Genomic DNA, 19,949 nt, shown 5'->3' on the forward strand with positions numbered 1-19,949 from the left:
GCGATCCCCGGCAAACGGCGCATGGACGGCGATGCGCCCTCGCTCTCTATCAAGATCATTAGAAATCGGTAGATATCGATCGGCCCATATGCCTACCGGTGAGTAACCGACTTTCCTACACTCGAATGTGATTCTGATCACGTCCGAGGAGGACACCATGGCGACTGCCGCGAAAGTCGACGCCACCGAAGAACAGGCTCGCGCACTAGTCGAGGAATCCCGCGAGACCAGCTGGGCCAAACCGTCGTTCGCCAAGGAGATGTTTCTCGGACGGTTCCGGCTCGATCTGATCCACCCGTACCCCCGGCCAGGCGCGGAGGAGGCCGCGCGCACCGAGGCCTACCTGGCGCGGCTGCGGCCGCTCTGCGAGAGCATCGACGGCTCGGTGATCGAGGCCGAGGGTCGCATCCCGGACGAATACGTCAAGGGTCTCGCCGAGCTCGGCTGTTTCGGCCTGAAGATCCCGGAGTCCTACGGCGGCCAGGGCCTGACGCAGTACGGCTACAACCGCGCGCTGATGCTCGTCGGTTCGGCGCATCCCAGCCTCGGCGTGCTGCTCTCGGCGCACCAGTCCATCGGTGTGCCGGAACCGCTCAAGCTGGCGGGCACCCCCGAGCAGAAGGCCGAGTTCCTGCCCCGCTGCGCGGCGGGCGCGGTCAGCGCGTTCCTGCTCACCGAACCCGACGTCGGTTCCGACCCGGCCCGCATGGCCAGCACCGCGACGCCGACCGCCGACGGCGAGGCCTACGAGCTGAACGGCGTGAAGCTCTGGACCACCAACGGCGTCGTCGCCGAGCTGCTCGTGGTGATGGCGCGGGTGCCCAAGAGCGAAGGGCACCGGGGCGGCATCTCGGCGTTCGTCGTCGAGGCCGACAGCCCGGGCATCACGGTCGAGCGCCGCAACGCGTTCATGGGTCTGCGCGGCATCGAGAACGGCGTCACGCGGATGCACAACGTCCGCGTGCCGAAGCGCAACCTGATCGGCAGGGAGGGCGACGGCCTCAAGATCGCGCTGACCACGTTGAACGCCGGGCGGCTCGCCATTCCGGCACTGTGCACCGCCGCGTCGAAATGGTCGCTGAAGATCGCCAGGGAGTGGAGCGCCCAGCGCGTGCAGTGGGGCAGGCCGGTCGGCGAGCACGCCGCCGTCGGCGAGAAGATCTCGTTCATCGCCGCGACCACCTACGCGCTGGAGGCGGCGCTCGACCTCTCGGCGACCATGTGCGACGAGGACCGCAACGACATCCGCATCGAGGCCGCGCTCGCCAAACTGTGGGCCAGCGAGATGAGCTGCCGGATCGCCGACGAGCTGGTGCAGATCCGCGGCGGACGCGGCTACGAGACCGCCGCGTCGCTCGCCGCGCGCGGCGAGCGGGCGGTCGGCGCCGAACAGCTGCTGCGCGACCTGCGCATCAACCGGATCTTCGAGGGCTCCAGCGAGATCATGCGGCTGCTGATCGCCCGCGAGATGGCCGACGCCCACATGGCCGCCGCGGGCGCGCTCGTCGACCGCAAGGCCGAGTTCAAGGACAAGGCCAAGGCCGCCGTCGGCGCCACCGGCTTCTACGCCAAGTGGTTCCCGCAGCTCGCGGTCGGCGCGGGCACCGTCACCGGCACCTACGCCGAATTCGGTCCGCTGGCAAGGCATCTGCGGTTCGTCGAACGCACCTCGCGCAAGCAGGCGCGCTCGCTGATGTACGGCATGGCGCGCTGGCAGGCCGGCCTCGAGTACCGGCAGAACTTCCTCGGGCGCATCGTCGACATCGGCGCCGAGCTGTTCGCCATGTCGGCGGCGTGCGTGCGGGCCGAAGCCCAGCGCGCCACCGGTGGGCCCGAGGGCCACGCGGCCGTAGAACTCGCCGACACGTTCTGCCGCCAATCGCGCATCCGGGTGCGCGAGCTCTTCGACGGGCTCTGGGAGAACACCGACGACGAGGACCGGACGCTCACCAGGGGCGTGCTGGACGGGCGGTACACGTGGCTGGAGGACGGCATCATCGACCCGAGCGAGGGCACCGGGCCGTGGATCGCCGAATGGCAGATCGGTCCGTCCACGGAGGCCAATCTGCTGCGGCCGTTCCTGCCGTCGACGAAGTCTCACGTGAGCCCGTAGCGAGGCGGGGCGTGCGCCCGGTGGACTGTCCCCGCCGGGCGTCATGCACATCTGCCGATGTATGGCGGATCCGCTAGAAGCCCGTAGATTTCCGATACTCGCGAAAGCGGTAGGGAAATCTACCGCGTTCTAGGAAGTTCGATAGAACGCCGGATACGGAGATCGCGAGCGGGACATCGATCAAGATCTACTCGTATCTAGCAATCGACCTAGTTTTCCGTGGATTCTCCGGCGAAGCCGCCGCGAGCCAGGCGGACATTCGCCTGGCGCGCGTCGAACGCGTCCTTCGTCCGGTCGTACCGACCGGTGTGATCGACCAGCGGCCTCGGTTGGACAACGTGTCCATAACGCCCGGTATGGACGGCTAACGGTGCGGAAATGGATATCGACATCCTGGCAAGACGCTCCGACCAGGTGCCCCGCCGCAGGAGAATCTCATGTCGACCATCGCCCGCCACGCCGCCGATTTCGACGGCCACCGTGTGACGGTGTCGGCCGATGACGGTGTCCCGATCTCGGTCCGCACCTTCGGCGCCGACGACGCGCCGTTCACCGTCGTGTTCGTGCACGGGCACTGCCTGCGCACCGAATCGTGGACCTTCCTGCGCGAAGAATTGACGCGCCAGTGGGGCGAGGGCGTCCGGATGGTCTTCTACGACCACCGCGGTCACGGCGAGTCCGGCGTCGCCGACCCGTCGACCTACACCATCGACCAACTCGGCCACGATCTCGACGCCGTGCTGCGCACGATCGCCGCGACCGGCCCGGTGGTGCTGGTCGGGCACTCGATGGGCGCGATGGTGGTGCTCGCCTACGCCCGGCTGTTCCCCGAGGCCATCGGCACGAAGGTGCTCGGCGTCGGGCTGATCGCGGGCATCGCCAATGGGCTCAACGAGGTCGGCATCGGCAGGCTGCTGCACCGGTACGCCGTCACCTCGTTGCAGGCGGCGGTGGTGCGCGCGCCGCGGGTCATGCAGGCGTCGAAACAGTTCTCCCGCCGCATCTTCGAGCCGATCATGCGCGAGGCGAGCTTCGGCACGAGGAAGATCAACCCGAGGATGGTCGCCGTCGCCACGGCCATGCTCAACGAGACGCCGCTGCTGACCATGTCGAGTTTCCTCGGCTCGCTGATCACCTTCGACGAGACCGCGTCGCTGCACCGGCTCGGCGACATCCCGGCGCTGGTGCTGGCGGGCTCGGCCGACATCGTCGTGCCGTTCGCGCACTCGGTGTTGCTCGCTTCCCAGCTCACCAGCGCCGAACTGGTGCGGATCGAGGGCGCGGGCCACAGCGTCATCCTGGAACGCGCCGAGGAGGTCGCGTTGTCGATCGTCGCGCTGGTCAACCGCGCCTCGGGAACGATGACCACACCGGGGCCCGAGTACGCCGCGGCCAGCTGACCCGGCTCGGATGTTCCCCCTGCGGTTGCGAACCGCCGGAGGAGCCCGCACGCTGGAACCATCCCCCGATGATGCGGGCAAGCTATCCGCAAATCTGAGAATCCCGAATCGCACGAGCTTGTTCGGGAATCTTTCTGTACTGTGTTGTAGATCACGTTGTGTGGTGGGTCACACGACTCGGTGGTGTGCGGCCCTGGGGAGATCTCCGGAACCGTAGGTGCCGACCGGGCTCGCACGGCCACCGAAGGAACACAGGAGGTAACGATGACACGCAGCGATATCGCGGAACTGCGCTACGCCGTCAACCAGCTCCGGCAATCCATCGGCGCACTGCGCTCCCACTATGGCGACGCGAAGACGGTGCGACGGCTGGAGAACGACCTCGAACGGCTCGTCATCGACGCCGACGAGTTCGAGCAGGCGCCGCCGCCCGAGGTGACCAGCCGACCGCAGGAGACCATCTACGTCCCGGACAGCAAGTCCGACGAGGCGGCCTGGATGGGCGCGCAGGACGAAGGCCTAGGTTTCCACTCCCGGCCGCGCACGAAATAGCAATCACCCAGCGGTGCTCGTCCGCTGATGCGGGCGAGCACCGTTTCGGTTCACCCTCGGGTGACCCGAAACCGATGCCATTCCCGGCTGCGCGCGACCACCGACCGAACCTGCGCGATGCGGGCGCCTCGTGAAACAGCCTCGCAGGCGGACAGCACGCGATGCGGCGACGACGACCTCTGGCTCACCCCTGGCGCGGCGCACTTCGGCGCGATGGGCGGTCCGGGTGAGCCGTCCGAAATCCGGGACAGCGAATCCCGCGCACGCTGGGGCGGCAAACTCGTTCTCCTGGAAAGGAGTTCGAAAGGTTTGCCGTACCGTCCGAGCGGAGACGCGCGCGAGGCCGCTGTGTGGCGCAAATCACGGGCTGCCACGCGGGTCTGTATTGCCAGGACCGCGCTCGAGCAATAGCTGACGTGTCGTATGGTGCTGAGCATCACATTGGATCGCGGTCGGTATCGATCACCGCCCGCAGACAGATCAGCGAGGCATCCACCTGTGAGTGCCGCACCGACCGCCACCCCGGAGCAGGGGACCGGCGTTTTCAGCAAGACCAGGGCCCGAATCGCCGAGCGCACGCTACGCACCGACCGCTGGTGGGTGCCGCCGCTGTTCACCGTGCTCGGCCTAGCCGCCTTCGTCCTATACGCGGGCATCAGATCGTATGTGCGAACGGCATATTGGGTGCCGGACTACCACTACCTGACGCCGTTCTACTCGCCGTGCCTGAGCACCTCGTGCGTCCCGGGCTCCAGCCACTTCGGTGAACCCTTCGGCGAGCTGCCGATGTGGTTGCCACTGGGCTTCGTCGTGCTGCCCTTCCTGCTCGGCTTCCGTCTGACCTGCTATTACTACCGCAAGGCCTACTACCGCGCGGTGTGGTTCTCCCCGCCCGCCTGCGCCGTGGCCGAACCGCACGGCAAGTACACCGGCGAGACCCGGCTGCCGCTGATCATCCAGAACGCGCATCGCTACTTCTTCTATGTGGCGGTGGTGGTTTCGGTGATCAACACCTACGACGCGGTGATCGCCTTCCACGGCAAGGACGGCGGATTCGGCTTCGGTCTCGGCAACATCGTCCTGCTCGGCAACCTGATCCTGCTGTGGGCCTACACGTTGTCGTGCCACTCGTGCAGGCACATCGCGGGCGGCAGATTGAAGCACTTCTCGGCCCACCCGGTGCGGTACTGGTTCTGGACCCAGGTGTCCAAGCTGAACACCCGTCACATGGCGCTGGCGTGGACAACGCTCGGCACCCTCGTGCTGACCGACTTCTACGTGATGTTGGTGGCCAGCAACACCATTTCGGACCTGCGGTTCATCAACTGACCGCTCGACTCAGGAGTACACGCGGCAATGCCAGAAGTGGAACGGCACAAGTACGACGTCGTCGTTATCGGTGCCGGTGGCGCCGGACTGCGCGCGGTGATCGAGGCCCGCGAACACGGGCTCTCCGTCGCGGTGGTGTGCAAGTCCCTGTTCGGTAAGGCGCACACCGTCATGGCCGAGGGCGGCTGCGCCGCCTCGATGGGCAACGCCAACGAAAAAGACAGTTGGCAAACCCATTTCAAGGACACCATGCGCGGAGGCAAGTTCCTCAACAACTGGCGCATGGCGGAACTGCACGCCCAGGAGGCTCCGGACCGGGTCTGGGAACTGGAGACCTACGGCGCGCTGTTCGACCGGACCGCCGACGGCCGGATCAGCCAGCGCAACTTCGGCGGCCACACCTACCCCCGGCTCGCGCACGTCGGCGACCGCACCGGGCTCGAGATCATCCGCACCATGCAGCAGAAGATCGTCTCGCTGCAGCAGGAGGATCACGCGGAGACCGGCGACTACGAGTCGCGGATCAAGGTGTTCGCCGAGTGCACCATCACCGAGTTGCTCAAGGACGGCGACCGGATCTCCGGCGCGTTCGGCTACTGGCGCGAATCGGGCAAGTTCGTGCTCTTCGAATCGCCCGCGGTGGTGCTGGCGACCGGCGGCATCGGCAAGTCGTACAAGGTCACCTCGAACTCCTGGGAGTACACCGGCGACGGTCACGCGCTCGCGCTGCGGGCCGGGGCGACGCTGATCAACATGGAGTTCCTGCAGTTCCACCCGACCGGCATGGTGTGGCCGCCAAGCGTGAAGGGCATTCTGGTCACCGAGGGCGTGCGCGGCGACGGCGGCGTGCTGAAGAACACCGACGGCAAGCGGTTCATGTTCGACTACATCCCCTCGGTGTTCAAGGGCCAATACGCCGAGAGCGAGGCCGAGGCCGATCAGTGGCTGAAGGACAACGACTCGGCCCGCCGCACACCGGATCTGCTCCCGCGCGACGAGGTGGCGCGCGCCATCAACTCGGAGGTCAAGGAGGGCCGCGGCACCCCGCACGGCGGCGTCTACCTCGACATCGCCTCGCGTCTGCCCGCCGACGAGATCCGGCGCCGCCTGCCCTCGATGTACCACCAGTTCAAGGAGCTGGCCGACGTCGACATCACCAAGGAGCCGATGGAAGTCGGGCCGACCTGTCACTACGTGATGGGCGGTATCGAGGTCGACCCGGACACGGGCGCGGCGAAGGTGCCCGGATTGTTCGCGGCGGGTGAATGTTCCGGCGGCATGCACGGCTCGAACCGGCTCGGCGGCAACTCGCTGTCGGACCTGCTGGTCTTCGGTCGCCGGGCGGGGTTGGGCGCGGCGATGTACGTGGAACAGCTGACCGAACAGCCCACGGTGTCCGACGCCGACATCGCCGCGGCGGCGAAAGCCGCTGTCGCGCCGTTCGATCCGCCGGCCGAGGGCGCGGGGGAGAACCCCTACACCCTGCACACCGATCTGCAACAGGCGATGAACGACCTGGTCGGCATCATTCGCAAGGAGCACGAGCTGGAGGAGGCCATCGAACGGCTCGGCGCGCTGCGGGAACGCTTCGCGCACGTCACCGTGGAGGGGCACCGGCAGTTCAATCCCGGCTGGCACCTCGCCATCGACCTGCGCAACATGCTGCTGGTCAGCGAGTGCGTGGCGCAGGCGGCGCTGCTGCGCACCGAGAGCCGCGGCGGGCACACCCGCGACGACTTCCCGTCGATGGACCCGGCCTGGCGCAACAAGCTGCTGGTCTGCGCGATCGAACCGGACGACGCGGCCGAAGCCGTGCCGCGGGTGCGGGTGACGCCGGAGGACCAGGTGCCGATGCGCGACGACCTGCTCGCGCTGTTCGACCTCGCCGAACTCGAAAAATATTACAACTCCGCCGACCTCACCGAACACCCGGACGGTTTGGTTTCGGCCACAGAAGGTGAGGCGTAGCAATGGGTTACGACGCCGAATTCCGCGTGTGGCGCGGCGATCAGGACGGTGGCGCGCTCGAGGACTTCACCGTCGAGGTGAACGAGGGCGAGGTGGTGCTCGACATCATCCACCGGCTACAGGCCACCCAGGCGCCCGATCTAGCGGTGCGGTGGAACTGCAAGGCGGGTAAGTGCGGTTCCTGCTCCGCGGAGGTCAACGGGCGTCCCCGCCTGCTCTGTATGACCCGCATGTCCACCTTCGAGCCGGACGAGCTGATCACCGTGACGCCGATGCGCACCTTCCCGGTGATCCGCGATCTGGTGACGGACGTGTCGTTCAACTACGAGAAGGCCAGGGAGATCCCGTCGTTCACTCCGGCCCCGGACCTCAAGCCCGGGGATTACCGGATGAGTCAGGTCGATGTGGAGCGCTCGCAGGAGTTCCGCAAGTGCATCGAGTGCTTCCTGTGTCAGAACACCTGTCACGTGGTGCGCGACCACGAGGAGAACAAAGAGGCCTTCGCCGGTCCGCGCTTCCTGATGCGTATCGCCGAACTCGAGATGCATCCGCTGGACGTGGGCGATCGGCGCGAATTGGCCCAGCAGGACCAGGGTCTCGGCCTGTGCAACATCACCAAGTGCTGCACCGAGGTGTGCCCGGAGCACATCAAGATCACCGACAACGCGCTGATTCCGCTCAAGGAACGGGTCGTCGACAAGCGATACGATCCGCTGGTCTGGTTGGGGAACAAGCTCTTTCGACGCTGACCCGCCGATGTCAACCGGCCGGGTTCACACCCGGCCGGTCGGCGCACCCGTTCACAGCATCGCGACGACGCCGATGGCGACCAGCCACACCAGCACGCCGACGAACAAGGCCGACAGCAATGAGCTGGTGAGTACATACACGCCCACCGATGACACCGCGAAAAGCAGCGCGACGATCAGCCATTCCACCCAATCGCCCGGCCGCAACTTCTTGTACCGAGGTGGGGGGTTCTTCAACCCGCGGTCCACGAAATATGGGCTACCCGTTCGCAGCCCAGGTAAACGTGATTCGTTGTCGAATCTGCTCTGTTTCGTGATCTTCGCGCAGAGATGATCACGGCGCCGGATACGCCACGGCCCGGCCGGGCGGGATCGCACGCCGCCGGGCCGGTCCGTCGAACCTCACGGTAGCTCGAACTCCCCGTCGTTCACGCCGGCGGTGAAGGCCGCCCATTCCCCCGGGGTGAAGACGAGCACGTGACCGGCGGGGTCCCCGGCGCTGCGCAGCGCGACATACCCCGCCGGGAGCAGTGCCACCTGCACGCCCTCGGATCCCGCGCCGTTCGCGCCGCGCCACTCGGCAGCGGCCAGATCCACCGCCGCGCCGAGTTTGTCGTTCACGGCTTCGCCAGAGGTGTTCACGGGCGAGCGAATTCGCCGTCCGCGACCCCCGCGGAGAAGGCGTCCCACTCGCTGGGCGTGAAGATCAAGGCCGGGCCCTCCGGGTTCTTGCTGTCGCGGACGCCGACCTGCCCGCCGGGCAGGAAAGCCACTTCCACGCAGTCCCTGCTGCCGGAACGGGTGCTCTTGATCCAAGTCGCCCCGACGAGTTCCGTCCTCATGCCGCACACTCCTTCGCTAACTGCCGAAGCAGATGTCTACTGGGTTGGATGTCCAGCGCAGAGCGCTGGAGGCACTCGTGTGCCAGGTGGTAACGCTCAACATCGGCCGGTCTTTCGAGATAGAGGTCTCCGGTGAAACCCTCTACGTACACCACCGGAGGCTCTACCTGATGTCCCTTGCTGTCGGTGCCGAACCCTAGAACGGTGAACGGACCCGTGGAATCGCCGAGCGGGACGCCGGCCGCGAACGGCAGGATACGCAGGGAGACATTGGGTCTGGTGCTGAAATCGGCAAGATGTCGTAGCTGCGCCGCCATCACTTTCGAGCCACCCACCGCGCGGTGCAATACCGACTCGTGCAACACCACGTCCACGATGGCGGGCGAGACCCTTCGGGTGACCAAGGCTTGCCGCTGTGTGCGCAGCTGGACGCGCCGTTCGATCTCGTCCTCGGTGTCGTCGGGGTAGCAGAGCCGGTTGAGCGCCCTGGTGTAGTCGGGGGTCTGCAGCAGCCCGAGCACGAGTTCGGACTGGTAGGAGCGGAGCTCGCGGGCCGAGGCCTCCAAACCGACATAGACGTCGAAGTTTTCGGGGATCAGGTCGCCGAAGGCGTGCCACCAGCTCTTGACCGCCGCCTGCTGCGCCAGGCCCTTGAGCCCGTCGCACAGCTCGTCGGGGATGCCGTAGATGCGGCACAGCTCCTGGATGTCGATGGTGCGGATGCGGTCGGCCTGGCCCTTCTCCAACCGTTGTAAAGTGCTGGCGCCCCACTCCATCAGGCGGGCGGCCTCGGCGATGGTGAGCCCGGCCTGGGTACGCCAGTCCCTGAGGTATCGGCCCAATTGCCGTCGCGGTAGGGTGGACGAGCCGTTGTCGGAGGCCGCGGGCGTGCGGTGCGTCTCCGCGGCCGCGTGCTCCGAATTCGCTGCTGTTCTCGCCGAACTCGCTGACACAGTACGCTCCGTTCTGTGCTCGGTCTCCTCACCCGAGTCGGTCAGGGGCGCACCCACAAGCTCGGTTCCCCGTGACTTCGCTTGGGCAATAAGGGCAATGGGGCTTCGTGTGGCTCTGCTGTGGCGTTGTCGAACGTCGATCGCGGACTTCCTCGTCCACTATGGAGAATCCTGCCCTCCCGGCTGGATTTCGTGCTGGGAATTCGCGCGAAATCTTTGGATATCCACGAAGGACACCGTGTCGTGGTCGACTCGATGGTGTGCTGGAAGTGTGCTCGGATCGAGCGCGGCACCGTAAACCGCACGCAGGAACGAGGAGTCATGGCCGTACAAGTCATAGGGTCGTCGTTGATGACCAGCGATCTGACACCGCATCGAGCGCGCAGCGTAGGGCAGGAAGGCTGGGTGGTCTCCTATTTGCCCGGGCGCACCCTCACTTGCGCGCAAGCGGTTGCGGCGCTGCGGGTTGCCGAGGTGGTGCCAAGCCTCCTCGACACCGTCGGCGAGCTGGCCGACGAGGTGGGGCTCACCGCGCTCGAGGCGGTCGGCATGGCGGTGCGCCTCGCTCCGTGGGACGAACGGCCCGCACCACGGCGCTCCCGACTATTCGGCTCCGACCGCGAGCGGGTTGGGGTCGCCTGATGCAACTGACGAATCTGAACATGCACGTCGCCGGTCTGCTGGTCTGCGGTCGCGACCCCGGCGTGATGACCGACGAACAGGCGCACGCGGCAATGCAATTGCACATCGACTGCACCGTCGACCAATGCCTGGTGCGCCGCCGGGCCCGTACCACCCTGGTCGAATCGGGCAAATGCGTCTTGGACGAGCGAGCACTGCAATTGTGAACTCGACTGAATGTCACCTTCACCGCGTCCCGACCGACCGAAGGTGACCTTCAGTGCCAGGTGTGATCGGTGAGCGGGGTGCGCGGGCCGAATTTCGGCTTGTGCGCTTGGCCGCTGATCTCCAGCAGCCGGATGGCCCGGTAGCGGTGCGGGCGAAGGGGTTCGAGGTACTCGACCATCGCCTCGTCGTCGATCGGGCGTCCGAGCAGAGTCCAGCCGACCACGGCGGCCAAGTGGTAGTCGCCGACCGAGAGCGCGTCGGCGTCGCCGTAGGCGCGTTGGGCGGTCTCGGCGGCCGTCCACACGCCGATGCCCGGCACCGAGCACAGCCGCCGCGCCGCCTCGGCCGGATCCTGATCGGCGGTGCGCTCCAGCGATTCCGCGAGCCGCGCCGCGCGCACGATGGTCTGCGCGCGTTGCGGTCCGACGTTCGCGCGGTGGTAGGTCCAGGACGGAATACGCCGCCAGGTCTCGGCATCCGGGGGTAGGCGCAGCCCGTCCGGCGCGGGGCCCGGTGCGGGCTCGCCGAACTCGCGCACCAGTTTTCGCCAGGAGGCGCGCGCCGAGATGGTGTGCACCTTCTGCTCGAGCACGGCGGGCACCAGCGATTCCAGGACCAGGCCGGTACGCAGCATGCGCAGGCCGGGGAAGCGGCGGTGCGCCTCGGCCAGCTTGGGGTGCTCGGGAGCGAAGCCGGACAGGTCCTCGTCCAGGCACAGCATGTGATCCAGCCGGTCGAGGAATTCGGCCGCGCCCGCACCCCAGGCCTGCGCCCGCACCGAACACCGATCGATTTGGACGAGCCGATAGGTCACCGGACCGCTCGGCATCCGGGAAGCGCGCCAGTGCGCGCCGTCGGCGGTGACCCGATGGCAGGGGTCGCCGGTGCCGCGGCGCAGCGGCGCGAGGGTGTGCGCCAGATCGATCGGCCGGTCGGACGTCACCGTTCGAGCCAGGCCGGACCGCGCGGCCGTTGCCATCTGTTCGCGCACGGATCCATTCTCCGCGCCTCCGGTGCGGCGGGCGCACCCGGCCCGGTCGAAACTGTGACAACCAGGATGGATGCGCCAATCACCTTGTCGTCGAACATATTTCCGTCGCGGGCGGCCGCACGAAGATTTGATCGAGCAACCGAGCTCGATATAACCTCTCATAACTTTCATTGTTGTAATTCGCACCGCAAACAATCTGCACGCCAATCGGTTTGCGACGTTCACGGTGCCGGGAGGGTACGGAAATCATGCGTCTGACCACCAAGAAATTCGGCCGTAAGGCTCTCGTCGCCGCATTGCCGCTGGCTGTCGCGGTGACCTTCGCGGGCGCGGGAGCGGCTTCTGCCGACGCCTCGAGCATCGCCCCGCAGTCGTCCGCAGCCGTGCAGGTGGTCGAGGTTTCGCAGACTCTGGACACGATCCAGCAGGTGATCCCGGTCGCCGCGCAGCCCGCGGCCGCGGATATCGCACAGCCGGTCACCCCGGAGGTGGCTCAGCCGGTGGCGGCCGCGGTTCCGCAGGACATCGCCACCAACCCCAATGCGGCCAACCACGATCCGCTGGCCAATGGTGCGGCAGCGGGCGGAATCGCCGGGGCCGTGTTCGGAGCCGTGGTTTGCGGCGCCACCATCATCGGGATTCCCTTCATTCCGCTGTGCGCGCTCGGTTCCGGTTTCCAGGGCGCCGTGATCGGTTTGATCGTCGGCGCGATCGCCCCGGACGTCATTCCGCAGGTCCTGCCGTGATCCCTCGGGGATGAACGATTCCGGTTTCGGACGCACGCCACGGTGCCCTGGACCGCGTGTTCCGTAGCCTTGATCACTCGCCCATGAGGAATTGCGCCAGGTGCATTCCTGGGCGTCCTGTCAGCTGGGCGCTCTGGCAGCGACAGGAGAAACCGTCGGCGAGGAATATCGCGTCGTCGGGCGCCTCGCGCAGCGCGGGAAGCAAGCCGTTGGCGGCCACTGCGACCGAAATGTCGTAGTGGCCTTTCTGCATGCCGAAATTGCCCGCGAGGCCGCAGCATCCGGTGATCTCCGTCACCTGCGCTCCCGTGCTGGTCAGAATTCGGCGATCGGCGGCGAAGCCGAGCACCGAATGCTGGTGGCAATGCGGCTGGACGACCACTCGGCTGTTCGTCCGTCGCGGCGGATGCCAGTCCGGGTGGTCGAGCAGGAACTCCGCGAGCGTGCGGACGGCCGCCGCGGTGGGAGCGGCGCGCGGGTCGTCGGCGAGGAGTTCGGGGAGGTCGGCGCGCAGGACCGCGGTGCACGAGGGTTCCAGGCCGACGACGATGCCGCCCGCGCGGACGTGCTCGTCCAGCTCGGTGAGGGTGGCGCGGAGTTTTGCTCGCGCGCCGTCGAGTTGACCGGTGCTGATCCAGGTCAGGCCGCAGCACACTCGTCGCCGGGGGATGCGCAAACGGTGGCCGAGCGATTCGATCAAGGTGACGGCGGCTTGGGCGATGTCGGGGTCGAAGGCGTCGGTGAAGGTGTCGATCCAGAGGAGAACGTCGGCTGGGGCACCGGCTGATGTGGTGCTCAGAGGGTTGAGGGTGGGGGGCGGCGGTTCGGGCGACAGCAGCGCTCGGGCGCGTTCGGTGCGGCGGAAGGGGCGGTCGGCGAGGCGGGGGATCTCGCGGCGCGGGTCGATGCCCGCCGCGCGCAGGCCGATTCGGCGCAACCAGTCGATACCGGCGATCGCGTTGGCGGCGCGCGGGATTCGGCTGGCGGGGCGGAGCCAGCGGGGGAGCCAGCCGAGGGCGTAGTGGTCGAGTGGGCGCGGTCTGCGGCGGTAGCGGCGGTACATGGCCTCGGCCTTGTAGGTCGCCATGTCGACGCCCGCGGGGCAGTCGGAGCGGCAGGCCTTGCAGGAAAGGCACAGGTCGAGCGACTCGGCGACGGCGGGCGCGGACCAGGGCAGCTCGCCGCGCACCACCTCTTGCAAGACGCGGGCGCGGCCGCGGGTGCTGTCCTTCTCGTCGGCGGTGGCGAGGTACGAGGGGCACATGAAACCGCCCGCCGCCGAGCTGTCGGCGCGGCACTTCCCGACACCGACGCACCGATGTACCGCGGTGCCGATGTCGCCGTCGTCGTGCGGGAAGGCGAAGCCGCCCGCGCCGGGAAGCAGCGGCAGGCCGGCGACGCGCAGGTCGGCGTCGACGGGGCGTGGCTCGACGAGCACGCCGGGGTTGAGCACGTCGTCGGGGTCGAACAGCGCCTTGTATCCGGCGAAGGCCGCGAGCGCGTCGGGGGAGTACATCACCGAGAGCAGTTCGGAGCGTGCCCGCCCGTCGCCGTGCTCGCCGGACAGCGAACCGCCGTAGCGCACCACGAGGTCGGCGGCGTCGAACACGAAGGCGCGGAAGCGTTGCGGCGCTTCGGTGATCGGCAGGTCGAGGCGCACGTGGATGCAGCCGTCGCCGAGGTGGCCGTAGAGCAGGCCGTCCACTCCGTGCTGCGCGGTGAGTTCGGCGAAATCGCGCAGGTACGCGCCGAGGTGCTCGGGCGGAACGGCGGAATCCTCCCAGCCGGGCCAGGCAGGCTTGCCGTCGGTGGTGCGTCCGGCGAGGCCCGCGCCGTCCGCGCGGATGCGCCAGAGCGCCGCGACCGCCGCGGTGTCGGTGACGATGCGGGCGTCCAGCGCGTGCGTGGTCCGGCACAGCCGCTCGGCCACCGCGAGCGCCTCCGCCGCGCTCGCGCCCGTGGTCTCCACGAACAGCCAACCGTCGCCGCGCGGCAGCTCGGGCACCGTGCCGCGGTGCGTGCGAACGACGTCGACCAGGCGGGCGTCGATGCCCTCGACCGCGATCGGCGCGCACGTCATGACAGCGGCGACATCGTCGGCCGCGGTCGCGATGTCCGGGTAGCCGAGCACCGTGAGCACGGTGGCGCGCGGCAATTCGACCAGTCCGACCTCCGCGTCGAGCAGCAACCCGCAGCTGCCCTCGCTACCGACGAACGACTTGGCGAGGGCCGAACCGCGTTCCGGCAGCAGGTGTTCCAGTCCGTAGCCGGACGCCTGCCGTTCGAAGCGGCCGAGCTCGGTGCGCAGTACCGCGAGGTTGGACCTGGTGAACTCGGGCAGGCCCGGCACCGCGGCGAGATCGTCCGCGAGGACGCGCTCGGTTCCGGTTCCGTCCAGAACGCGCAGCTCGCGCACAGTGTCGGAGGTACGGCCCCACGCGACGGCGCGCGGACCGCAGGCGTTGTTGCCGATCATGCCGCCGAGGGTGCAGCGGTTCTGCGTGGAGGGATCGGGGCCGAGCCGCAATCCGTGCGGCCGAGCCGCCGCCTGCAATGCCGACAGCACCACGCCCGGCTGCACCCGCGCGGTCCGACGGTCCGGATCGATGCGCACGATGCGGTTCATGTGCCTGCTGAAGTCGAGCACGAGGCCGGAGCCGATCGCGTTGCCCGCCACCGAGGTTCCCGCACCGCGAGCGGTGACCGGCAGGCCGTGTTCGCGGGCGAAGTTCAGGGTTTCGGCGACGTCGGAGTCGGTGCGGGGGAAGACGACGGCGGCCGGCGGCACGCGATAGTTCGACGCGTCGGAGGAGTACTCCGCGCGCCGCCGCGGTGACGCGTCGACCTCACCGTCGACCCGTCCGCGCAGCGCCGCCAGCATCCGCTCCTCGGTCACGATGTCAGCCTAGGGCGTACCTCCGCCTTCGGTCCGGCCGTGCGCGGGCTTTCGACGGACACGTCCGGCAGCGGTCTTCGGGCGTCCAACGGGCTATGCGCGAACTGAGATCGGGACTTCGCGCGGCAGCCCTCGGCGGGGACCATCGACCGCTGTCGGGCGGTGGTCAGGCGACTCGACGCGAGGCGGTTGCCACCGAGCGGGCTTGGCCGAAGAGTCGGGCCAGACGCCGAGCGAGCATCGGGCGAATGGCAGCCGGTCGATCTTCGAAGCGGGAACCCCGCCGCTGATCGGCCACTTTGTTCGCTCGCGGCGGAATCCACGGCCGCCACGGAACGACTTGTCCTCAACCTTTGTTGAGGTCCTAGTGTCGGTGACCAGGAGTTGGATGGCGGGGGTCGAGAGGGAGCGATCGTGAGTATCGAATCGGTGGCGTGGAGCCAGATGTATCGGCGGATGAACGCGCCCGACGAACAGCGCCCGTTCAGTCTCGCCACCGCGAAGCGCATCCTGCGGTTCGCCGCGCCGCATCGGCGGCGGATCGCGGTGTTCCTGGTGTTCAGCGTGGTCTCGGCGCTGCTCGCGGTGGCGACGCCGGTGCTGGCGGGCCGCGTGGTGAACGACATCGTCGGCGGGGCCGCGCCGCGCATGGTGGTGACCGTGGCGGCGATCATCGGCGTGCTCGCCGTGTTGGACGCGGCGCTCGGGCTAGGCATCCGCTGGCTCTCCTCGCGGATCGGCGAGGGTCTGATCCTCGACCTGCGCCGCGCGGTGTTCGACCACGTGCAGCGGATGCCGATCGCCTTCTTCACCCGCACCAGGACCGGCGCGCTGGTGAGCAGGCTGAACAACGACGTGATCGGCGCGCAGCGGGCCTTCAGCGACACCCTGTCCGGCGTCGTCGCGAACCTTGTCACGCTGGCGCTCACGCTCGCCGTGATGCTCAGCATCTCCTGGCGGATCACGCTGCTCGCGCTGGTGCTGCTTCCGGTGTTCGTTGTTCCGGCGCGGCGGATGGGCAACCGGCTTGCCGGGTTGCAGCGCGAGGCCGCGCGGCTGAACGCGGCCATGAGCACCCAGATGACCGAGCGGTTCTCCGCACCGGGCGCCACGCTGGTGAAGTTGTTCGGCCGCCCCGAGCAGGAGTCCGACGAGTTCGCGCTGCGGGCGCGGCGAGTGCGCGACATCGGCGTGCGCACCGCGATGTTGCAGACGGTGTTCGTCACCTCTTTGACGCTGGTCTCGGCCCTGGCGGTCGCTCTGGTCTACGGACTCGGCGGCTGGTACGCGCTGCGCGGGCAGTTGGACGCGGGCGCGGTGGTGGCGCTCTCGCTGCTGCTGACCAGGCTGTACACGCCGCTGACCGCGCTGGCCAGTGCGCGGATGGAGATCATGGCCGCGCTGGTGAGTTTCGAGCGGGTCTTCGAGGTGCTCGACCTGCGCCCGCTGATCGAGGACGCGCCCGACGCGATCGCGGTGCCGGAGGGTCCGGTCGCGGTGGAGTTGGACGACGTCACCTTCGCGTACCCGTCGGCGGACAAGGTGTCGCTGGCCTCGCTGGAGGAGGTCGCGACGCTGGACACCAGGGGTGGGGTCGACGTGCTGCACAATGTGTCGCTGCGCGCCGAGCCCGGTCAGCTGGTGGCGCTGGTCGGCTCCTCCGGAGCGGGGAAATCCACCATCGCCCAATTGGTTTCGCGCCTGTACGACGTGGACGGCGGCGCGGTCCGGCTCAACGGCGCCGACGTGCGGCAGATCGGCGCGCGCTCGCTACGCGAGACGGTCGGCCTCGTCACCCAGGACGGGCACCTGTTCCACGACACGATCCGCGCCAACCTGCTGCTGGCCCGACCGGAGGCGACCGAGCCCGAGCTGTGGGACGCGCTGCGCCGGGCCCGCCTGCACGATCTGATCGCCGGACTACCGGACGGCCTGGACACCGTGGTCGGCGAGCGCGGTTACCGCCTCTCCGGCGGCGAGCGCCAGCGCCTGACCATCGCCCGATTGCTGCTGAAGCAACCGCGCGTCGTCATTTTGGACGAGGCGACCGCCTCGCTCGACTCGACCTCCGAAGCGGCTGTGCAAGAAGCCCTTTCGGAAGCGCTGGAGGGTCGCACTGCCCTGGTGATCGCCCACCGCCTCTCCACGATCCGCGCCGCCGACCAGATCCTCGTCCTGGAAGACGGCCGTGTCGTCGAGCGCGGCACCCACACCCAACTACTGGCCGCCGAAGGCCGCTACGCCGAGCTCTACCGCACCCAGTTCGCCGACGAGCCGGTCACCGTCGCAGCCTGACCCACACCCGAAGGCCGCGCCGAACCAACCGGCGCGGGGAGACCTCGGCGCGGCCGGTCGGCTCAGAATTCGCCTGCGACGCCGAGGACGGTTCGACCGGAGTGGTTTCCGCTCTTGATGCTGCGCAGGACGGATTCCACTTCGGTGATCGGGGCGTAGTTCTCGAGGGTCGAGAGGTGTTGGGGGCGTAGGTCTTTGCCGAGACGGGACCACAGTTCGCGGCGCTTCTCGATCGGGAGGTTGACCGAGTCGATGCCGAGCAGGGCGACGCCGCGCAGGATGAACGGCATGACGGTGGTGGGGAGGTCGTGGCCGCCGGTGAGGCCACTGGCCGCGACCGCGCCGCCGTAGCCGATGCAACTGAGCACGTAGGCCAGCGACTTGCCGCCGACGCTGTCGACCGCGCCCGCCCACTGCGCCTTGGACAGCGGGCGCAGCTTCGCCTCGGGATCCTCGGGCAGGCGGCCGATCACCTCGTTGGCGCCGAGTTCGGAGAGCAGATCGCCCGCGTCCTTCTTGCCGGTGGAGGCGATGACCTCGAAGCCGAGGCCGGACAGGATGTCCACGGCCACGCTGCCGACGCCGCCGGTCGCGCCGGTCACCAGGATCGCGCCGTCGTCGGGGGTGAGACCGCGGTCGAGCAAGGCCTGCACGCTCAGTGCCGCGGTGAAACCGGCGGTGCCGAGGGCGGCGGCGTCGCGGGTGCTCAACCTGTCCAGCTTCACCACCCACTCGTCGGGCACCCTGGCGTATTCGGCGAAGCCACCGTTGCGCGAGACGCCGATCTCGTAGCCGTGCGCGACGACCTGGTCGCCCGGCGCGAAATCGTCGGATTCGGAGGAGACGACCTCGCCGGTGATGTCGATGCCGGGCACGATCGGGTAGTTGCGGACCACACCGCCGCCCGGCGTGATGGCGAGTCCGTCCTTGAAGTTGGCGCTCGAGTAATGCACCTTGATCGTCACGGTGCCCTGGCCGAGGAATTCCTCGTCGACCTGCTGCCGCGTCAACACGATCCCGCTGTCCGATTCGTGTGCCACCATCGCCCAGAACTCCATGCGGACGAGCATACGAGGATCGGGCGGCGCTCGAGGGGGCTCCGCGAGGGCCGCCCGTTGACCGCGCGGCGTTCCGCCTCCCGGGCGGCACGGAGGCTCCGGGACCGACCCGCTACCGGTGCTGGCTGAGCGCGACTACTCCTCGGGCACGAACTCCAGCCGCACGCCGAGCAGACGGACGGGGCGGTCCAGGTCGAAGCGGTCGATGATGCGCAGCGCGGTCTCGGTGATGGTCGCGATGTCGGCGGTCGGCTTCGGGAGTTTGGCCTGTTTGCTGCTGGTGTAGAAGGTCTTGGTCCGCACGGTGACCGCGACCCGGATGCTGATCCGGCCCACCTCGGCCATCTCCTCGGCGACCTCGGTCGCGATGCGCGCCACCTGCGCGCGGATCTCGGCGGGATCGGTGAGATCGTGCGGGAAGGTCTCGGACTTGCTGCGGCCCACCGGGATTCGCGGCTCGGTGGTCACTTCGGTGTCGCCCTTGCCGTGGCCGAGCACCCACAGGTAGGGGCCGGTGGTCGGGCCGAACGCCTCGGCGAGGCGGTGGCGGTCGGCCGCCATCAGGTCGGCGACGGTGTGGATGCCGAGGTCGGCGAGGCGCGCGGCGATGCGGCTGCCGATGCCCCACAGCGCATCGGTGGGACGGTGCGCCATCACCTCGGTCCAGTTGGCGGCGGTCAACCGGAACATGCCCGCGGCGGCGCCCACGCCGGGCGCGTCCGAGGACTTGCCCGCGGACTTGGCGAAGCCGGTGGCGAGCTTGGCGGTGAGCTTGTTGTCGCCGATGCCGATGGAGCAGGACAGGTCCAGTTCGGCGATGGCGCCGCGGATTTCGCGGGCGAGCAGTTCGGGATCGTCGGTGTCGGCCGCAAGGAACGCCTCGTCCCAGCCCCACACTTCGACCTGGCCGGGGAACGTGCGCAACAGCGCCATGATCTCCTCGGAAGCCTCCTCGTAGGCGGCCATATCGAGCGGCAGGAAGACGCCGTCCGGACATTTGCGCAGTGCGCTGCGCAGCGCCATGCCCGCGCGCACACCGTAGGCACGAGCGGGATACGACGCGCAGGTCACGACCTTGCGCGGCTCGTTCGGGTCGCCGTGGCCGCCGACGATGACCGGCTTGCCGCGCAGTTCCGGGTGGCGGCGGAACTCCACCGCCGCCTGGAACTGGTCGAGATCGATGTGCAACAGCCATCTGGCCACCTCTC

18 protein-coding genes are annotated in these 19,949 nt (G+C 68.4%); 10 read left to right on the top strand and 8 right to left on the bottom strand.

Annotated features, from left to right (window positions below; all coding sequences use genetic code 11):
* Positions 1-157: 157 nt before the first annotated feature.
* The 6 genes from T333_RS02550 (at position 158) to T333_RS02575 (ending at position 8,111) form a co-directional block, all read left to right on the top strand.
* Complete coding sequence (locus T333_RS02550; protein ID WP_357245506.1) at positions 158-2,113, top strand: acyl-CoA dehydrogenase family protein; 1,956 nt, start codon at positions 158-160, stop codon at positions 2,111-2,113.
* A 437-nt stretch (positions 2,114-2,550) separates the two neighbouring features.
* The gene (locus T333_RS02555; RefSeq protein WP_496423572.1) at positions 2,551-3,513 is read left to right on the top strand and encodes an alpha/beta fold hydrolase; all 963 of its coding nucleotides are present in this window, start codon (positions 2,551-2,553) and stop codon (positions 3,511-3,513) included.
* 264 nt (positions 3,514-3,777) lie between these two features.
* Complete coding sequence (locus T333_RS02560) at positions 3,778-4,065, top strand: Rv0250c family protein (protein WP_354998350.1); 288 nt, start codon at positions 3,778-3,780, stop codon at positions 4,063-4,065.
* A 498-nt stretch (positions 4,066-4,563) separates the two neighbouring features.
* Entirely contained in the window at positions 4,564-5,394 is an 831-nt protein-coding gene (gene sdhC / locus T333_RS02565) for a succinate dehydrogenase subunit SdhC (RefSeq protein WP_496423573.1), read from the top strand.
* A gap of 27 nt (positions 5,395-5,421) precedes the next feature.
* Positions 5,422-7,362, top strand: a complete 1,941-nt coding sequence (locus tag T333_RS02570) for a fumarate reductase/succinate dehydrogenase flavoprotein subunit (protein WP_496423574.1) — start codon at positions 5,422-5,424, stop codon at positions 7,360-7,362.
* 2 nt (positions 7,363-7,364) lie between these two features.
* A complete protein-coding gene (locus T333_RS02575; protein ID WP_354998347.1) occupies positions 7,365-8,111 on the top strand; it encodes a succinate dehydrogenase/fumarate reductase iron-sulfur subunit in 747 nt (248 codons plus the stop codon).
* A gap of 51 nt (positions 8,112-8,162) precedes the next feature.
* Here the strand turns inward: T333_RS02575 and T333_RS02580 are convergent, their stop codons facing one another.
* From T333_RS02580 to T333_RS02595, 4 genes are all read right to left on the bottom strand, one after another.
* On the bottom strand, positions 8,163-8,360 hold the full coding sequence (locus tag T333_RS02580; RefSeq protein WP_067792544.1) for a hypothetical protein: 198 nt from the start codon (positions 8,358-8,360) through the stop codon (positions 8,163-8,165).
* Between the two features lie 153 nt (positions 8,361-8,513).
* Complete coding sequence (locus T333_RS02585; RefSeq protein WP_496423575.1) at positions 8,514-8,732, bottom strand: DUF397 domain-containing protein; 219 nt, start codon at positions 8,730-8,732, stop codon at positions 8,514-8,516.
* 17 nt (positions 8,733-8,749) lie between these two features.
* On the bottom strand, positions 8,750-8,953 hold the full coding sequence (locus T333_RS02590) for a DUF397 domain-containing protein (protein ID WP_067792543.1): 204 nt from the start codon (positions 8,951-8,953) through the stop codon (positions 8,750-8,752).
* Entirely contained in the window at positions 8,950-9,795 is an 846-nt protein-coding gene (locus T333_RS02595) for a helix-turn-helix domain-containing protein (RefSeq protein ID WP_357245519.1), read from the bottom strand. Before T333_RS02595 ends, T333_RS02590 begins: the two co-directional genes overlap by 4 nt.
* Before the next feature lie 432 nt (positions 9,796-10,227).
* On the opposite strand from T333_RS02595, the gene T333_RS02600 reads away from it, so the two are divergent.
* Both T333_RS02600 and T333_RS02605 read left to right on the top strand, forming a co-directional pair.
* Positions 10,228-10,548: a hypothetical protein gene (locus T333_RS02600; RefSeq protein ID WP_496424121.1), complete on the top strand. Its 321-nt coding sequence runs from the start codon at positions 10,228-10,230 to the stop codon at positions 10,546-10,548.
* The gene (locus T333_RS02605; RefSeq protein WP_067792538.1) at positions 10,548-10,754 is read left to right on the top strand and encodes a hypothetical protein; all 207 of its coding nucleotides are present in this window, start codon (positions 10,548-10,550) and stop codon (positions 10,752-10,754) included. The genes T333_RS02600 and T333_RS02605 overlap by 1 nt, the downstream gene beginning before the upstream one ends.
* 50 nt (positions 10,755-10,804) lie before the next feature.
* Here the strand turns inward: T333_RS02605 and T333_RS02610 are convergent, their stop codons facing one another.
* Entirely contained in the window at positions 10,805-11,734 is a 930-nt protein-coding gene (locus T333_RS02610) for a DNA-3-methyladenine glycosylase family protein (RefSeq protein WP_357246567.1), read from the bottom strand.
* Positions 11,735-11,994: 260 nt separating this feature from the next.
* On the opposite strand from T333_RS02610, the gene T333_RS02615 reads away from it, so the two are divergent.
* A complete protein-coding gene (locus tag T333_RS02615; RefSeq protein WP_496423576.1) occupies positions 11,995-12,492 on the top strand; it encodes a hypothetical protein in 498 nt (165 codons plus the stop codon).
* A gap of 73 nt (positions 12,493-12,565) precedes the next feature.
* Here the strand turns inward: T333_RS02615 and T333_RS02620 are convergent, their stop codons facing one another.
* A complete protein-coding gene (locus T333_RS02620) occupies positions 12,566-15,373 on the bottom strand; it encodes an FAD-binding and (Fe-S)-binding domain-containing protein (protein WP_496424122.1) in 2,808 nt (935 codons plus the stop codon).
* Positions 15,374-15,802: 429 nt separating this feature from the next.
* On the opposite strand from T333_RS02620, the gene T333_RS02625 reads away from it, so the two are divergent.
* A complete protein-coding gene (locus tag T333_RS02625; protein ID WP_357245525.1) occupies positions 15,803-17,683 on the top strand; it encodes an ABC transporter ATP-binding protein in 1,881 nt (626 codons plus the stop codon).
* 62 nt (positions 17,684-17,745) lie between these two features.
* On the opposite strand, the gene T333_RS02630 is transcribed toward T333_RS02625, so the two are convergent.
* On the bottom strand, positions 17,746-18,741 hold the full coding sequence (locus T333_RS02630; RefSeq protein ID WP_496423577.1) for an oxidoreductase: 996 nt from the start codon (positions 18,739-18,741) through the stop codon (positions 17,746-17,748).
* Positions 18,742-18,876: 135 nt separating this feature from the next.
* On the bottom strand, positions 18,877-19,944 hold the full coding sequence (locus T333_RS02635; RefSeq protein WP_496423578.1) for a DNA polymerase IV: 1,068 nt from the start codon (positions 19,942-19,944) through the stop codon (positions 18,877-18,879).
* Positions 19,945-19,949 lie beyond the last annotated feature (5 nt).

It is taken from the genome of Nocardia sp. CNS-044, assembly GCF_059570515.1.

Excerpts from the sequence above, each read along its gene's own strand:
- T333_RS02550 (WP_357245506.1), top strand. The coding sequence starts at position 158 with ATGGCGACTGCCGCGAAAGTCGACGCCACCGAAGAACAGGCTCGCGCA.
- T333_RS02555 (WP_496423572.1), top strand. The coding sequence starts at position 2,551 with ATGTCGACCATCGCCCGCCACGCCGCCGATTTCGACGGCCACCGTGTG.
- T333_RS02560 (WP_354998350.1), top strand. The coding sequence starts at position 3,778 with ATGACACGCAGCGATATCGCGGAACTGCGCTACGCCGTCAACCAGCTC.
- T333_RS02570 (WP_496423574.1), top strand. The coding sequence starts at position 5,422 with ATGCCAGAAGTGGAACGGCACAAGTACGACGTCGTCGTTATCGGTGCC.
- T333_RS02575 (WP_354998347.1), top strand. The coding sequence starts at position 7,365 with ATGGGTTACGACGCCGAATTCCGCGTGTGGCGCGGCGATCAGGACGGT.
- T333_RS02590 (WP_067792543.1), bottom strand. The coding sequence starts at position 8,953 with ATGAGGACGGAACTCGTCGGGGCGACTTGGATCAAGAGCACCCGTTCC.
- T333_RS02600 (WP_496424121.1), top strand. The coding sequence starts at position 10,228 with ATGGCCGTACAAGTCATAGGGTCGTCGTTGATGACCAGCGATCTGACA.
- T333_RS02605 (WP_067792538.1), top strand. The coding sequence starts at position 10,548 with ATGCAACTGACGAATCTGAACATGCACGTCGCCGGTCTGCTGGTCTGC.
- T333_RS02610 (WP_357246567.1), bottom strand. The coding sequence starts at position 11,734 with ATGGCAACGGCCGCGCGGTCCGGCCTGGCTCGAACGGTGACGTCCGAC.
- T333_RS02615 (WP_496423576.1), top strand. The coding sequence starts at position 11,995 with ATGCGTCTGACCACCAAGAAATTCGGCCGTAAGGCTCTCGTCGCCGCA.
- T333_RS02620 (WP_496424122.1), bottom strand. The coding sequence starts at position 15,373 with ATGCTGGCGGCGCTGCGCGGACGGGTCGACGGTGAGGTCGACGCGTCA.
- T333_RS02630 (WP_496423577.1), bottom strand. The coding sequence starts at position 18,741 with ATGGAGTTCTGGGCGATGGTGGCACACGAATCGGACAGCGGGATCGTG.